Here is a 14,784-nt window from a genome sequence, read left to right as displayed (position 1 = left end):
AATTCATTTGTACAGTGCCCGGCAAAGCAAAGTGAAGCCCGACTAAATCCGTCCGCGTGTCCGGGCGCAATAGGTGTAACGGGCGGACTGTGGAACTTTCCCAGAACTTTTCACGGGTGTGCGGCTTCGACACCCGATCGTGATGCGCCTCACGTACTTTCCTCCAACTCTACTCGCGTAGAAATTTTGTGCGGGTAGTCTGAAGGAACCTGCTCAGCACCACACACCGGGAGTGCCAGTGGCACGCGTCGTAGTCGACGTCATGCTCAAGCCGGAGATCCTCGACCCCCAGGGCCAGGCGGTCCAGCGTGCGCTGCCGCGCCTGGGATTCGAAGGGATCTCGGACGTACGTCAGGGAAAGCGTTTCGAACTGGAAGTTGACGGGCCGGTTGACGATGCCGCGCTCGCCCGGATCCGCGATCTTGCGGAATCCTTCCTCGCGAACACGGTGATCGAGGACTTCACGGTCCGGGTCGATGAAGTCGCGGAGGCGGCGAAGTGACCGCTCGTATTGGCGTCGTCACTTTCCCGGGCAGCCTGGACGACCGGGACACCCAGCGCGCGATCCGTCTCGCGGGCGCCGAACCGGTAGCCCTGTGGCACAAGGACAAGGACCTCAAGCAGGTCGACGCCGTCGTGCTGTGCGGCGGTTTCTCCTACGGTGACTACCTGCGGGCCGGCGCCATCGCCCGTTTCTCGCCGGTGATGGAGTCCCTCATCGAGCAGGCGAAGGCCGGGCTGCCGGTCCTCGGCATCTGCAACGGCTTCCAGATCCTCACCGAGGCCCACCTCCTCCCGGGCGCGATGCTCGGCAACGACCACCTCCACTTCATCTGCCGCGACCAGAAGCTGCGGGTGGAGAACGCGGAGACCTCCTGGACCAGCGACTACCGCGCCGGCCAGGAGATCCACATCCCGCTGAAGAACATGGACGGCCGGTACGTCGCCGACCAGTACACGCTGGACAAGCTGGAGGCCGAGGGCCGGGTCGCCTTCCGGTACCTGGACTTCAATCCGAACGGCTCGCTCAACGACATCGCCGGCATCACCAACGAGGCCGGGAACGTCGTCGGCCTCATGCCGCACCCCGAGCACGCCGTCGAGCCGCTGATCGGTACCGGCCGTACCGACGGGCTGCCGTTCTTCACCTCGATCCTCAAGAAGCTGGTCAACGCATGAGCCGGACGCCTCTGGACACGGTCGAGCACGCGGCCGCTACCCCCGACGTCGAGCTGCCCTGGGCCGAACTCGGCCTGAAGAAGGACGAGTACGAGCGGGTGGTGGAGATCCTCGGCCGCCGCCCGACCGGCGCCGAACTCGCCATGTACTCGGTCATGTGGTCCGAGCACTGCTCGTACAAGTCCTCCAAGGTCCACCTCCGCCAGTTCGGCGAGAAGGCCCCCGAGTCCGACGCGATGCTCGTCGGCATCGGCGAGAACGCCGGTGTCGTCGACGTCGGCCAGGGCTACGCGGTCACCTTCAAGGTCGAGTCGCACAACCACCCGTCGTACGTCGAGCCCTACCAGGGCGCGGCCACGGGTGTCGGCGGCATCGTCCGCGACATCATCGCCATGGGCGCCCGCCCGGTCGCGGTCGTCGACCCGCTGCGCTTCGGCGCCGCCGACCACCCCGACACCAAGCGAGTCCTGCCCGGCGTCGTCGCCGGCATCGGCGGCTACGGCAACTGCCTGGGCCTGCCCAACATCGGCGGCGAGGTCGTCTTCGACGCCTGCTACCAGGGCAACCCGCTGGTCAACGCCGGTGCCATCGGCGTGATGCGGCACGAGGACATCCACCTCGCCAAGGCCTCCGGCGCCGGCAACAAGGTCGTCCTGTACGGGGCCAGGACCGGCGGCGACGGCATCGGCGGCGCCTCCATCCTCGCCTCCGAGACCTTCGACGACGCCAAGCCCTCCAAGCGTCCCGCCGTCCAGGTCGGCGACCCCTTCCAGGAGAAGCTGCTCATCGAGTGCACCCTGGAGGCGTTCCGGGAGAAGCTCGTCGTCGGCATCCAGGACCTCGGTGCGGCCGGCCTGTCCTGCGCCACCTCCGAGCTGGCCTCCAACGGCTCGGGCGGCATGCGCGTCACGCTGGACGACGTCCCGCTGCGCGACTCGACCCTGTCTCCTGAGGAGATCCTCATGAGCGAGTCGCAGGAACGCATGTGCGCGGTCGTCGAGCCGGAGAAGGTCGACCGGTTCCTGGAGATCTGCGAGAAGTGGGACGTCATCGCCACCGTCATCGGTGAGGTGACCGACGGCGACCGGCTGGAGATCTTCTGGCACGGCGGCAAGATCGTCGACGTCGACCCGCGCACGGTCGCGCACGAGGGCCCGGTCTACGAGCGCCCCTACGCCCGCCCCGAGTGGCAGGACGCCCTCCAGGCGGACGACGCGAACAAGCTGCCCCGGCCGCAGACGAGCGAGGAGCTGAAGGACCAGGTCCTGAAGCTGGTGGCCTCGCCGAACCAGGCGTCGAAGAAGTGGATCACGTCCCAGTACGACCACTTCGTGCAGGGCAACACCGTCCTCGCCCAGCCGGAGGACTCCGGCATGATCCGCGTGGACGAGGAGACCGGCCTCGGCGTCGCCATCGCGACGGACGGCAACGGCCGTTACGCCAAGCTCGACCCGTACACGGGCGCCCAGCTCGCCCTGGCCGAGGCGTACCGGAACGTCGCCACGACCGGCGCCAAGCCGCTGGCCGTCTCCGACTGCCTGAACTTCGGCTCGCCCGAGGACCCGGCCGTGATGTGGCAGTTCGCGGAGGCCGTGCGCGGTCTCGCCGACGGCTGCCTCCAGCTGGGCACCCCGGTGACCGGCGGCAACGTCTCGCTCTACAACCAGACGGGCGAGGCGGCCATCCACCCGACCCCGGTGGTGGCCGTGCTCGGCGTCATCGACGACGTCGCCCGCCGCACCCCGGTCGCCTTCCAGGAGGAGGGCCAGCTGCTCTACCTCCTCGGCGACACCCGTGAGGAGTTCGGCGGCTCGGCCTGGTCCCAGGTGATCCACGACCACCTGGGCGGCCTGCCCCCGGCCGTGGACCTGGAGCGCGAGCGCCTGCTGGGCGAGATCCTGATCTCGGCCTCCCGCGACGGCATGATCGACTCCGCGCACGACCTGTCCGACGGCGGTCTGATCCAGGCCGTGGTCGAGTCCGCGCTGCTCGGCGGCAAGGGCGCGCGCCTGGTCGTGCCCGACGGGCTGGACGCCTTCACGTTCCTGCTCTCCGAGTCGGCCGGCCGCGCCGTCGTCGCCGTGCCGCGCTCGGAGGAACTCCGGTTCAACGACATGTGCGGTGCGCGCGGCCTGCCGGCCACCCGCATCGGTGTCGTGGACGGGGACGCGGTGGCGGTGCAGGGCGAGTTCTCGCTGAGCCTGGCCGAGCTGCGTGAGGCCCACGAGGCGACGATCCCGGCGCTGCTGGCGTAAGCGGCCGTACGACGCGAGGGCCCGCCCGATTGCCCCGGGCGGGCCTTCGTCATGCGGCGACGGGCTCCTTCTCGGCCGGCGCCGTCGCGCCCTTGGGCAGGCGCAGGGCCAGCAGCAGGCACAGCGCCATCACCCCGGCTCCGCACAGGAACACCGTGTCCATCGCGGAGGTGTACGCCGTCACGCCCCGCAGGTGTGCCGCTCCGTGCAGCGCGGCCAGGGAGCCGATGTCGCCGGGGCCGTCGTACAGGCGGTCGAGGAGCGTGCCGAAGAGGGCCGCGCCGAGGGCCGTGCCGAGGGTCTGGAAGAAGCGGACGGCGGTGGTGGCGACGCCGAGCTGGTGGGCGGGCGCCGCCTGCTGCACGAGCTGGATGAGCTGGCCCAGCAGCTGGCCGAAGCCGAGCCCGACGAGCAGCATGGCCGCGCGCAGCCGCCACAGGGAGGTGTCCGCGTCGGTGGTGGCCAGCAGCAGGAAGGCGGCCGCGGCGACGACGGACCCGCTGATCACGAAGGTCCGCCCGGACCAGCCGAGTTCGGTGAGCCGGCCGGTCAGGGCGCCGACGGCCGTGATCCCCGCGGCCATCGGGACCAGGTACAGGCCGGCGGCGGAGCTGGTGATGCCGCGGACGAGCTGGAGGTAGACCAGCACGTAGTAGATGGCGCCGGTCATGGCCGCGCCCATCAGGCCCTGGATCGCGAAGCCGAGGCGCAGCTCGGGGACGCGGAACAGCGACGGCGGCAGGATCGGTTCGGCGGCCGTGGCCTGGCGGCGCAGGAAGAGGGCGAACGCACCGGCCGCGGCCAGGGCCGCACCGGTGACCTGCGGGGACGTCCAGGCGTACTGCTTGCCGCCCCACTCGGTGACGAGCAGCAGCATGGTGGAGAAGGCGGCGGCGAGCCCGGCCCCGGCGAAGTCGACCGAGCCACGGGTGGCGGGGCGGGGGAGCTTCAGCGCGACCACGGCGGTGGCCAGGGCGGCGACGCCGAGGGGCAGATTGATGTAGAACGCCCAGCGCCAGCTCGCGTGGTCGGCGAGGAAGCCGCCGACCAGGGGACCCACGGCGATGCCGCCGCCCGCGATGATGCCGCCGGTGCCGGCGCCCTTGTTCCGGTCCGCGCCGGGCCCCGCCAGCTGGGCCATGACGACCATCGTCACGCTCATCAGCCCGCCCGCGCCGATGCCCTGCAGGGCCCGGGATGCGATCAGCCAGGCCATCGACGGAGCCGCGCCGCACAGCGCCGAGCCGCTCAGGAAGGCACCGAGGGCGCCGAGGAAGACGGGCTTGGTGCCGAGGGTGTCGCAGAGCCTGCCGTACAGCGGGAGCATCGCGGCCGAGGCCAGCGAGAAGGCGCTGACCAGCCAGGGGATCTTGTCGATGCCGTGCTCGGGATCGAGGTCCTTGACGATCGGCACCGTGGCCGCGGACACGATCTGCGTGTCCAGGACGGCCAGGACGATCGTGATGAGGCAGACGAGGAAGCCGAGTTTGCGCTGGGTGTCGGTCATGGCAGCACCATGCCCCCAGTTCATGTACCAAGTCAATATTTCATCCGAGCTGAGATTTTGTTCCAGCCAAAACTTCGGCTTGGTAAGCTGTCCGCATGGCTGAGGCGATGGGGCTGCGTGAGCGCAAGAAGCTGCAGACGGAGATGCGGATCTACCGGGTGGCGGTCGACCTGTTCGCCGAGCGGGGCTTCGACGAGGTCTCCGTGCAGCAGATCGCCGACGCCGCCGAGGTGTCGAAGATGACCGTCTTCAACTACTTCGGCACGAAGGAGGAACTGGTCTTCAAGCCGATGGTGGAGCACTTCTCCGACGCCGCACGGGCCGTGCGCGAGCGGATGCCCGGAGAGTCCGCGGTGGGGGCCGTGCGCCGGCAGTTCCTGGCGATGGTGGAGCGCCGCGATCCCTCGATCGGCCTGCACGGCGACCCGTTCGCCCGCCGGATCCGCGCGGTCATCATGGCGACGCCGGTCCTGCGCGAACGCGCGTACGTCGAGTCCGAGAAGGGGGCGCGCGAACTCGCCGACCTGCTCACCGAAGAGACCGGCGACCCGACCCTCGCACTGATCGCCGCCGCCACGCTCGCCACCGCGCGCAGCGCCCTCGTCGAGGAGCACCACCGCCGGATCGACGCCGGCGAGAGCGTCGGCGAGGTGGCCGCCGACGCCGTCGAACGCGCCCGGCGCGCCTTCGACCTCGTCGAAAAGGGACTGAAGGACTACGCGGTCAGGGCATAGGCTCACCGCCATGCCACCGGCCAGGAAGCGCGCCCGCAGCTACGACCCCGCCAAGACCCGCGCAGCGGTCTTCGCCCAGCTCGCCCACGTGCGGAAGGCCGTCCGCGGCCTGACCCCCGAACAGCTCGCCCTGCCCACCCGGCTCGGCGACTGGACCGTACGGGACCTGATCGCGCACATCGGCATGGCGGTCACCGCCGTGCACCGCGCCCTCGACCGGCCGGCCCCGGCCCGCCAGGACGTGACGGTCGTGCAGTGGCCCTTCGCCACCGCCGCGAGCGCCCCGGCCATCGCCGACTTCACCCGCAACGTCGCCGCGGACCACCCGGACCTCGACGCCTACCTCGCGGACGTCGACTCCTCCCTGGGCACCCTCCTGGACGAGCACCCCGGCAGCCGGCTCCTGGAGACCAACGCGGGCGCCCTGCCGCTGGACGACTACCTGGTCACCCGTACCGTCGAACTCGTCGTCCACACCGACGACCTGAACGCCGCCGTACCGGACCTCGAGGTGCCCTACGACCGGCACGCCCTGGCCGCGGCCACCCGGCTGCTCGCCGACGCCCTCGCCGTGAAGGCGCCCGGCGGCTCCACCGAGGTGCGGGTGCCGCCGTACGCCGTCGTGCAGTGCGTCGAGGGGCCCCGGCACACCCGCGGCACCCCGCCCAACGTCGTGGAGACCGATCCGCTGACCTGGGTGCGGCTCGCGACCGGGCGCGTCGGCTGGGCGGACGCCGTCGCCGGCGCGAAGGTCAGCGCGAGCGGGGAGCGGGCGGACATCGGAGGGCTGCTGCCGGTCATGGCATAGGGCCCCTCGTCCGGATCGCACCAGGCCCCGAGCCCTGCCGGAACCGGTCCTGCCGCGCGCCCGTCAAATCGTCATGAACCGCTACAAGCAGCGTCTGACCCTGACGGCGGCCGCCGTGCTCGTCCCGCTCACGGTGGCCTGCGGCAACGTGGAGGGAGACAGTGGTGCGGTGAGCGTCCAGCAGCCCGTGACCGGAGTCGACTGGCGGGTCGACAGCCTCACCGTCGGCGGCACCACCCGGCACGCCCCCGCCGCCGCCCGCCTGCGCATCGACGAGGACGGCAAGGCGGCCGGCAACCTGGGCTGCAACCACTTCAGCGCCCGGGCCACCGTGCGCGGCGACCGGATCACCTTCGGGGACCTGCGCACCACCCGCATGGCCTGCGACCGCGAGCGGATGGACTTCGAGCGGGCCCTCGCCCGCACCCTCACCACCGGAACACTCGTCGCCGAGGCCGACGCCGCGAAGCTGACGCTCACCGACGGTGACGGCGACCGCGTCCGCCTCAGCCGCAACGTCCCCGAATGATGTGCGACACCTCACTCACGTATCCGGCAAAGACCCCCGCGGCCGGACCGCACGGCCCGGCCGAAGACCCCGGCCGTAGCCGATACACCGCGTTGACCAGCGCAAACGCAGAAACGCCCAAGGTGATCAGGACCGCCCGACCCGCGGTGGGCGCGTATCCCCAATTCGGACCAGTGGTCGATCTCGCCTACACTCGAAGGCGTGCCACGTGGTGACGGTCGACTCAATCACGATCTGCTTCCCGGCGAAAAGGGCCCCCAGGACGCTTGCGGCGTCTTCGGCGTCTGGGCTCCGGGTGAAGAGGTCGCAAAGCTCACGTACTTCGGGCTCTACGCCCTCCAGCACCGGGGTCAGGAATCCGCGGGAATCGCGGTCAGCAACGGCTCCCAGATCCTCGTCTTCAAGGACATGGGCCTGGTCTCCCAGGTCTTCGACGAAACCTCGCTCGGTTCGCTCCAGGGTCACATCGCGGTCGGTCACGCCCGCTACTCGACCACCGGCGCCTCCGTGTGGGAGAACGCCCAGCCGACGTTCCGCGCCACCGCGCACGGTTCCATCGCGCTCGGCCACAACGGCAACCTGGTCAACACGGCGCAGCTCGCCGAGATGGTCGCCCAGCTGCCGAACGACAACAACAGCCGCTCCACCAGGGTCGCGGCCACCAACGACACCGATCTGCTGACGGCCCTGCTGGCCGCCCAGGTCGACGAGGACGGCAAGCCGCTGACCATCGAGGAAGCGGCCCACACGGTCCTCCCGAAGGTCCGGGGCGCCTTCTCGCTCGTCTTCATGGACGAGCAGACCCTCTACGCAGCCCGCGACCCGCAGGGCATCCGCCCGCTGGTCCTCGGCCGCCTGGAGCGCGGCTGGGTGGTCGCCTCCGAGTCCGCCGCCCTGGACATCTGCGGCGCGAGCTACGTGCGGGAGATCGAGCCGGGCGAGTTCGTCGCCATCGACGAGAACGGTCTGCGCAGCTCGCGATTCGCGGAAGCGAAGCCCAAGGGCTGTGTCTTCGAGTACGTGTACCTGGCCCGCCCGGACACCGACATCGCCGGCCGGAACGTGTACCTCTCCCGCGTGGAGATGGGCCGCCGGCTGGCGAAGGAAGCCCCGGTCGAGGCGGATCTCGTCATAGCGACCCCGGAATCCGGTACTCCGGCCGCGATCGGTTACGCGGAGGCGTCCGGCATCCCGTTCGGTGCCGGTCTGGTGAAGAACGCGTACGTGGGCCGTACGTTCATCCAGCCCTCGCAGACCATCCGCCAGCTGGGCATCCGCCTGAAGCTGAACCCGCTGAAGGAAGTCATCAAGGGCAAGCGCCTGGTCGTCGTCGACGACTCGATCGTGCGCGGCAACACCCAGCGCGCGCTGGTCCGCATGCTCCGCGAGGCCGGCGCCGCCGAGGTCCACATCCGGATCTCCTCCCCGCCCGTGAAGTGGCCCTGCTTCTTCGGCATCGACTTCGCCACGCGCGCGGAACTCATCGCCAACGGCATGAGCATCGAGGAGATCGGCACCAGCCTCGGCGCCGACTCCCTGGCCTACATCTCCATCGACGGCATGATCGAGGCGACCACGATCGCCAAGCCGAACCTGTGCCGCGCCTGCTTCGACGGCGAGTACCCGATGGAGCTGCCGGACCCGGAGCTGCTCGGCAAGCAGCTGCTGGAGACCGAGCTGGCGGCCGGTCCCGCCGCCACGGCCGCGGCCGACGCGATCCGTCGCCCGTAACACCCCTGCAGTACGACACGAAAGCTCTCACAGTCATGTCTGAGACAACTGGTGCCAGCTACGCAGCGGCGGGCGTCGACATCGAGGCGGGCGACCGCGCCGTCGAGCTGATGAAGGAGTGGGTGAAGAAGACCCGGCGCCCCGAGGTCCTGGGCGGCCTCGGCGGCTTCGCCGGCCTCTTCGACGCCTCCGCCCTCAAGCGCTACGAGCGCCCGCTGCTGGCCTCCGCCACGGACGGCGTCGGCACGAAGGTCGACATCGCGCGCCGCATGGGCGTCTACGACACCATCGGCCACGACCTGGTCGCCATGGTCATGGACGACATCGTGGTGTGCGGTGCCGAGCCGCTGTTCATGACCGACTACATCTGCGTCGGCAAGGTCCACCCCGAGCGGGTCGCGGCCATCGTGAAGGGCATCGCGGAGGGCTGCGTGCTGGCCGGCTGCGCCCTGGTGGGCGGCGAGACGGCCGAACACCCGGGACTGCTCGGTGAGGACGACTTCGACGTCGCCGGCGCCGGTACGGGCGTCGTGGAGGCCGACCGGCTGCTGGGCGCGGATCGCATCCGCACGGGTGACACCGTGATCGCCATGGCCGCCTCCGGGCTTCACTCGAACGGGTACTCCCTGGTCCGTCACGTCCTGCTGGACCGCGCGGGCCTGTCCCTGGAGGCGGAGATCGCGGAGCTGGGCCGCAGCCTCGGCGAGGAGCTGCTGGAGCCCACCAAGATCTACTCGCTGGACTGCCTGGCGCTCACCCGCACCGCCGAGGTGCACGCCTTCAGCCACATCACCGGCGGCGGACTCGCCGCCAACCTGGCCCGGGTGATCCCGGACGGCCTGCACGCCGTGGTCGACCGCTCCACCTGGACCCCGGGCGCGATCTTCGACCTGGTCGGCAAGACCGGGAACGTCGAGCGCCTGGAGCTGGAGAAGACCCTCAACATGGGTGTCGGCATGATGGCCGTCCTCCCGGCGGAGTCCACCGACGTGGCCCTCGCGACGCTGGCCGACCGGGGCGTCGACGCCTGGGTCGCCGGCGAGATCACCGAGCGCGGCGAGAAGACGACCGGAGCCGAGCTGGTCGGGGACTACGCCGTCTGACCGTCCGGACAGCACGGAAGTGACCGTCCGGACAGCACAGAAGCCGGTCGGTGGCAGTGCCACCGACCGGTCTGTTGCTCAGTGCAAGGTCAAGCGCCGCGACGGTGTTGAGAGGGACCTTCATCCTCGTCCTCGTCGTCGTCCTCATAGAGGTCGGCGTAACGGGAGTAAAGGTCGTCCTCATCGTCCTCATCGTCCTCGAACGGCTCGCCGTTCGGCGGCTGGCTCGAAGTCGATGCGCCCAGTTCACTGGCCAGACGTGACAGGTCAGTCCCACCGCTGTTGTACTTCAGCTGGCGGGCGACCTTTGTCTGCTTGGCCTTGGCCCGGCCGCGCCCCATGGCTCGACCCCCTCGGTGACGGGGCTCAACGGCCCCAGAGTCTGACACGCGTTCATGATCTGGAACGGACCCTCCGAAGAGAGGCCGGTCCGTAGGGCTTCCACGGTACCTGAGCCCGCGCCCATACGGTACGTCGCCCGCAGCACGCGCGTGTGCCCTGGACCTTCGAGGTGCCCCGTCCTCGCTGGTCAGTGGCGATTTTAACCACTTATCGGGGAACGACCCGCCGGTGGAAGTGAGAGTTCTCTCTAAGTTCCCGCCGACGGGTACCGCTCACGTGTGCGACCGGGCTAGCTGGCGCGGGCGTCGGCCATCCGCTGCTCGGCGATCCGGTCGGCCGCGGCGGCCGGCGGAATGCCGTCTTCCTTCGCACGTGCGAAGATGCCCAGCGTGGTGTCGAAGATCTTCGCGGCCTTCGCCTTGCACCGGTCGAAGTCGAACCCGTGCAGTTCGTCGGCCACCTGGATGACCCCGCCGGCGTTCACCACGTAGTCGGGCGCGTAGAGGATCCCGCGGTCGGCGAGGTCCTTCTCCACACCCGGGTGGGCCAGCTGGTTGTTGGCCGCGCCGCACACGACCTTGGCGGTCAGCACCGGCACGGAGAGGTCGTTCAGGGCGCCGCCGAGGGCGCACGGGGCGTAGATGTCGAGCCCCTCGACCCGGATCAGCGCCTCGGTGTCGGCGACGGCCGTCACCCCCGTGGGGTGCTGGTCGAGGATCCGCTGGACGGCGTCCGGGCGCACATCCGTGATCACGACCTCGGCGCCCTCGTCGAGCAGGTGCCGCACCAGGTGGTGGCCGACCTTGCCGACGCCGGCGATGCCGACCTTGCGGCCGCGCAGCGCGGGGTCGCCCCACAGGTGCTGGGCGGAGGCGCGCATGCCCTGGTAGACGCCGAAGGCGGTGAGCACGGAGGAGTCGCCGGCGCCGCCGTTCTCGGGGGAGCGGCCGGTGGTCCAGCGGCACTCGCGCGCCACGATGTCCATGTCGGCGACGTAGGTGCCGACGTCGCACGCGGTGACGTAGCGACCACCGAGGGAGGCGACCATGCGCCCGTAGGCGAGGAGCAGCTCCTCGGTCTTGTCGCGCTCCGGGTCACCGATGATCACGGCCTTGCCACCGCCGTGGTCGAGACCGGCCATGGCGTTCTTGTACGACATTCCGCGCGCGAGGTTGAGGGCGTCGGCGACGGCCTCGGCCTCGGTCGCGTACGGGTAGAAGCGCGTGCCGCCGAGGGCGGGGCCCAGGGCGGTGGAGTGGAGGGCGATCACGGCCTTGAGGCCGCTGGCGCGGTCCTGGCAGAGCACGACCTGTTCATGGCCCCCCTGGTCCGAGTGGAACAGGGTGTGCAGGACATCAGCAGGTGCGCCGGTTACGTCGGTCACTGTGGTGACTCCTGTGTACATAGCGGCGAGTGGGGTGCGGTCCCCGTACGGGTGGCGGGGAGCCGTGGCATGAGCGTAGAGCCTCGGCCCACTCACCATCCGCGCAGTGTTCAGGATCACCCCCGGGGAGCCGCCGCGCACGCATGACCATGGCACGATTTGCTGTGGTTTCGAGCCGGGCCCGGTGGGGAGGGAGCAGGCGTGCCGAAGGTGTCCTCCGTGGTCGTCCCCTATGCCGCTTACCTGCGCGTGTACGAGCCGCTGGGCGCCTTCCCAGAGCCGGAGCGCAGCCACTGGGCGCGCTACGCCCGCCGCCCAGACCGCCCCTCCTACCAGGACGAACTGCGGCGCTCCCTGGTCGACTTGCTGCCCACCCCGCCGATCGCGGTGCCGGTCCACGAGAGCAGCGACGCCTTCGTGCTGGAGAGCGACGGAGTGGTGTGCGTGTGCCCCTGGCGGACCCGGCTGCGCGGCTGGCGGGCCCTGGGCGAGCTGGCCGAGGAGCTGCCGCCGCCCGTGCTGGACGCGGTGCTGCCGCCGGTGGTGCGCCGTCAGGCCGCCCAGGACTACGAGCGCTGGCTCGCCCGCAACCCCGACGCCCGCCCGTGGATCCGTACGGCGGTCTGGCAGGTGCCGCTGAACTGGTTCGTCCTGGTCTCGGACGAGGAGCGGCGGTACGACAAGGGGACCGCGGACGTGCCTCCGGTGCTGCGCTACCGCACACCGATGGTGCAGGCCCGGCGCCGGGTGGCGCGGGCGCTGCGCACGCTGAAGGACGCCGTCGAGGAGGGCCCGCTGATCGACGGCCTGCTGGACGTCGGCCGCTGGCTGGAGGAGTTCCACCCGCGCGCGCTGGTGGAGCTGGACTACGGGGGGCTGGTGCACGTGCTGCCGGCCGGCGAGCTGGAGGACGACCACTCGGCGGCGGACGTGGCGGCCGGCATCGAGGCGCTGCGCCGGGGCGACGGGGCGGCCGCCGGGGAGGCGTACGGGCGGCTGGTGGAGCGGTGGCGGGCGGTCCGGGACCGGCGCTCCGCGAACTGAGTGACCCAGGTCACGGTCAAATCGGTGCCGGACGACGTACGTTCTACTCGCTTAGGCGACCTGACGGGACGTTGGTCCCGATCTGGACTTTTGTCCCAAGGGTGACGGACGGCACTTACCTGGCTCTTGCTGTAGTTGCCACCCCTCATGCCAAAATAGGACAAGGAGTCCGGGGAGGGTTCCGTCCGTCCAACTATGCTCCATCATGGGCGGATTCTCAGCATTGCACGCTTTGGGGGGTCTGGTGCCTCCTGATCGCCACTGTGACTGATCGTCACAGTGGCGTGACTGTCCGCTATGGCATGGTCCATCGGCATCCGTCGCTGATGAACACCTGGGAGGGCAATTCCATCGGTTTGGCCGACGCGGCTGGACAGATGGTGTAGTTGTAGTGCCGAGGACAAGCCGTTCGTCCTATAACCGACTCGACTCGCGTCCGCCATTTCGGGCAACGCGGGTCAAGGTGCAGAATTTAGAGGAAAGAACCGAGAAGGTTCGGTTCTCCCGAGGAGGCCGCTCATGACCGCTCGCACCCCTGATGCCGAGCCGCTGCTGACCCCGGCTGAGGTCGCCACCATGTTCCGCGTCGACCCCAAGACGGTCACGCGGTGGGCGAAGGCCGGCAAGCTCACGTCCATCCGTACGCTCGGTGGGCACCGCCGCTACCGCGAGGCCGAGGTTCGCGCCCTGCTGGCGGGTATCCCGCAGCAGCGCAGCGAGGCCTGAACAACTCCATAACCGGGCAAGACGGTCGGTCCCCCAACCGGCCGAGGCGCCCGAAACCCTAGCTCCAAGCGACGCGGGACCTGCCCCAACAGGGCCCACGCCCAAGCCGAAGAGAACGTTGTAGGCAAGCGACACAGGGTGCGTCGTCGATCGCGCTGGACTCCGCCGGGTCCAGCGCGATTTTTTTTGTGTGCAGGTCGCGGGCCGGGGCGGCGCCTGTGAGCGTCCTTGTCGGAGTCTGGGGAGGCCTGTCGGAACGCTGTGCACGATCTCGGGGAGCGGTGCAATTGCACATATTAAATTGACCTGTTGTATGACAGGGGTAAGTGCCACCGTTTCAAAAACTCATGCGGTGACTCCCGTCACACGGCAGGGCGCTTGCTGGGTGAGCGCCGCATGCGTTAGAGGAATCGCTGGTTCCAGAGTCCCACGCCCGCACGGGGGTTGGGGCCGCCGGAGGTCACTCGTGGTCGGGACTTTCGTCCTCCGTGGCCTCCTGCTCCGGCTCCTGGCCGTGCGGGCCGGCGTCCATCGCGAGCCGCAGCAGGTGGCGGCAGACGGGGCAGCGGCGGGTGAGGTGCCGGTAGGAGGAGGCGGCCGACAGATGCGCCCTCAGAAGCGCCCGCGTCTCGTGCCTGACCGACGTCGCCATACGCCACCTCCAGGGGCCGTACGAGGAACGAGCCTGCTTTCTGGGTACCGAGCGAATGTGACGCCGTCAAGACCGCCGCGCCGGGTCGACCCGACCGCATCCCCCGCCGCCACCGCGCTTCCCCCGCCGCCACCGCGCTTCCCCCGCCGTCACCGCGCTTCCCCCGCCGCCACCGCGCTTCCCCCGCCGTCACCGCGCATCCCCCAGCCGACCCCGCCTCCGGCCACCCTCGCCTCACGTCCGAACGGACTCGCCTCCGAACGGACTCGCCTCCGAACGGGCTCGCTCCCGAACGGGCTCGCTGTCGAACGGGCTCGCTGTCGAACGGCCCTCGCTCCCCCTCCGGCCGGCTCTCGCTGCCCGCGACGGCCGGCGCCAGGTACGGACACGCACGACGCGCGGTCCTCGGGAGCGCGGGCTTCGTGCGCGATGCGGGTCCGGGTACGAGTGAGGCCCGCTCCCTTTCGGGGCGGGCCTCTTCTCTCTGTGCGGTCCTGGCGGGATTTGCTGTGTCTGATTGCGGCTGCGCCGCGGGCGCGGCCTGTGTCTTGGTGGGGAGGGTGGTGGGTGTGGGTCTCGGCCGGGTATGAGTGAGGCCCGCTCCCTTTCGGGGCGGGCCTCTTCTCTCTATGCGGTCCTGACGGGATTTGAACCCGCGGCCTCCACCTTGACAGGGTGGCGAGCACTCCAAACTGCTCCACAGGACCAGGTTTCGCGGCGCTTTCTTTTGTGCACTGCGCTGCGAGAAGAGACTGTACAGGAGGGTGAGGGTCCTGGTCGAACTCACCCT

14 protein-coding genes and 1 tRNA gene are annotated in these 14,784 nt (G+C 70.0%); 10 read left to right on the top strand and 5 right to left on the bottom strand.

Annotated elements, in window-relative coordinates:
* Positions 1-238 precede the first annotated feature (238 nt).
* The 3 genes from purS to purL are packed head-to-tail and all read left to right on the top strand — an operon-like array spanning position 239 to position 3,434.
* On the top strand, positions 239-502 hold the full coding sequence (gene purS / locus JK361_RS24895) for a phosphoribosylformylglycinamidine synthase subunit PurS (protein ID WP_201821920.1): 264 nt from the start codon (positions 239-241) through the stop codon (positions 500-502).
* Positions 499-1,179, top strand: a complete 681-nt coding sequence (gene purQ, locus JK361_RS24890) for a phosphoribosylformylglycinamidine synthase subunit PurQ (protein ID WP_201821918.1) — start codon at positions 499-501, stop codon at positions 1,177-1,179. The genes purS and purQ overlap by 4 nt, the downstream gene beginning before the upstream one ends.
* Complete coding sequence (gene purL, locus JK361_RS24885; protein WP_201821916.1) at positions 1,176-3,434, top strand: phosphoribosylformylglycinamidine synthase subunit PurL; 2,259 nt, start codon at positions 1,176-1,178, stop codon at positions 3,432-3,434. Before purQ ends, purL begins: the two co-directional genes overlap by 4 nt.
* Before the next feature lie 49 nt (positions 3,435-3,483).
* Here the strand turns inward: purL and JK361_RS24880 are convergent, their stop codons facing one another.
* Positions 3,484-4,941: an MFS transporter gene (locus tag JK361_RS24880; RefSeq protein ID WP_201821915.1), complete on the bottom strand. Its 1,458-nt coding sequence runs from the start codon at positions 4,939-4,941 to the stop codon at positions 3,484-3,486.
* Between the two features lie 95 nt (positions 4,942-5,036).
* Between JK361_RS24880 and JK361_RS24875 the strand changes: the two genes are divergently transcribed.
* From JK361_RS24875 to purM, 5 genes are all read left to right on the top strand, one after another.
* Complete coding sequence (locus tag JK361_RS24875) at positions 5,037-5,675, top strand: TetR/AcrR family transcriptional regulator (protein WP_201821913.1); 639 nt, start codon at positions 5,037-5,039, stop codon at positions 5,673-5,675.
* Positions 5,676-5,685: 10 nt separating this feature from the next.
* Complete coding sequence (locus JK361_RS24870; protein ID WP_201821910.1) at positions 5,686-6,483, top strand: maleylpyruvate isomerase family mycothiol-dependent enzyme; 798 nt, start codon at positions 5,686-5,688, stop codon at positions 6,481-6,483.
* 73 nt (positions 6,484-6,556) lie between these two features.
* Complete coding sequence (locus JK361_RS24865) at positions 6,557-7,012, top strand: META domain-containing protein (RefSeq protein WP_201821908.1); 456 nt, start codon at positions 6,557-6,559, stop codon at positions 7,010-7,012.
* A gap of 201 nt (positions 7,013-7,213) precedes the next feature.
* Complete coding sequence (purF, locus tag JK361_RS24860; protein ID WP_201821906.1) at positions 7,214-8,743, top strand: amidophosphoribosyltransferase; 1,530 nt, start codon at positions 7,214-7,216, stop codon at positions 8,741-8,743.
* Positions 8,744-8,778: 35 nt separating this feature from the next.
* Positions 8,779-9,846, top strand: a complete 1,068-nt coding sequence (purM, locus tag JK361_RS24855; RefSeq protein ID WP_201821904.1) for a phosphoribosylformylglycinamidine cyclo-ligase — start codon at positions 8,779-8,781, stop codon at positions 9,844-9,846.
* 89 nt (positions 9,847-9,935) lie between these two features.
* Here purM and JK361_RS24850 read toward each other — a convergent pair whose 3' ends face one another.
* The gene (locus JK361_RS24850) at positions 9,936-10,187 is read right to left on the bottom strand and encodes a DUF3073 domain-containing protein (RefSeq protein ID WP_073886969.1); all 252 of its coding nucleotides are present in this window, start codon (positions 10,185-10,187) and stop codon (positions 9,936-9,938) included.
* Positions 10,188-10,477: 290 nt separating this feature from the next.
* On the bottom strand, positions 10,478-11,572 hold the full coding sequence (locus JK361_RS24845; RefSeq protein ID WP_201821902.1) for a Leu/Phe/Val dehydrogenase: 1,095 nt from the start codon (positions 11,570-11,572) through the stop codon (positions 10,478-10,480).
* Between the two features lie 201 nt (positions 11,573-11,773).
* Between JK361_RS24845 and JK361_RS24840 the strand changes: the two genes are divergently transcribed.
* Together JK361_RS24840 and bldC are read left to right on the top strand one after the other, a co-directional pair.
* Positions 11,774-12,616, top strand: a complete 843-nt coding sequence (locus JK361_RS24840) for a DUF8083 family protein (RefSeq protein ID WP_201821900.1) — start codon at positions 11,774-11,776, stop codon at positions 12,614-12,616.
* A gap of 519 nt (positions 12,617-13,135) precedes the next feature.
* Entirely contained in the window at positions 13,136-13,342 is a 207-nt protein-coding gene (bldC, locus tag JK361_RS24835) for a developmental transcriptional regulator BldC (protein ID WP_003949541.1), read from the top strand.
* Between the two features lie 460 nt (positions 13,343-13,802).
* On the opposite strand, the gene JK361_RS24830 is transcribed toward bldC, so the two are convergent.
* Entirely contained in the window at positions 13,803-13,994 is a 192-nt protein-coding gene (locus JK361_RS24830) for a DUF6274 family protein (protein WP_201821898.1), read from the bottom strand.
* Between the two features lie 632 nt (positions 13,995-14,626).
* Positions 14,627-14,701, bottom strand: a tRNA-Asp gene (locus JK361_RS24825).
* Positions 14,702-14,784 lie beyond the last annotated feature (83 nt).

It is taken from the genome of Streptomyces musisoli (assembly GCF_016741855.1).
Lineage (GTDB): Bacteria > Actinomycetota > Actinomycetes > Streptomycetales > Streptomycetaceae > Streptomyces > Streptomyces musisoli.
Note: the sequence above shows the minus strand (reverse complement) of the source record. Positions and strands in the feature narration are given on the sequence as shown.

What these genes read in the sequence shown, in the direction of transcription:
- purL (WP_201821916.1), top strand. Translation starts at nt 1,176, where the DNA reads ATGAGCCGGACGCCTCTGGACACGGTCGAGCACGCGGCCGCTACCCCC.
- JK361_RS24880 (WP_201821915.1), bottom strand. Translation starts at nt 4,941, where the DNA reads ATGACCGACACCCAGCGCAAACTCGGCTTCCTCGTCTGCCTCATCACG.
- JK361_RS24875 (WP_201821913.1), top strand. Translation starts at nt 5,037, where the DNA reads ATGGCTGAGGCGATGGGGCTGCGTGAGCGCAAGAAGCTGCAGACGGAG.
- JK361_RS24870 (WP_201821910.1), top strand. Translation starts at nt 5,686, where the DNA reads ATGCCACCGGCCAGGAAGCGCGCCCGCAGCTACGACCCCGCCAAGACC.
- JK361_RS24865 (WP_201821908.1), top strand. Translation starts at nt 6,557, where the DNA reads ATGAACCGCTACAAGCAGCGTCTGACCCTGACGGCGGCCGCCGTGCTC.
- purM (WP_201821904.1), top strand. Translation starts at nt 8,779, where the DNA reads ATGTCTGAGACAACTGGTGCCAGCTACGCAGCGGCGGGCGTCGACATC.
- JK361_RS24850 (WP_073886969.1), bottom strand. Translation starts at nt 10,187, where the DNA reads ATGGGGCGCGGCCGGGCCAAGGCCAAGCAGACAAAGGTCGCCCGCCAG.
- bldC (WP_003949541.1), top strand. Translation starts at nt 13,136, where the DNA reads ATGACCGCTCGCACCCCTGATGCCGAGCCGCTGCTGACCCCGGCTGAG.
- JK361_RS24830 (WP_201821898.1), bottom strand. Translation starts at nt 13,994, where the DNA reads ATGGCGACGTCGGTCAGGCACGAGACGCGGGCGCTTCTGAGGGCGCAT.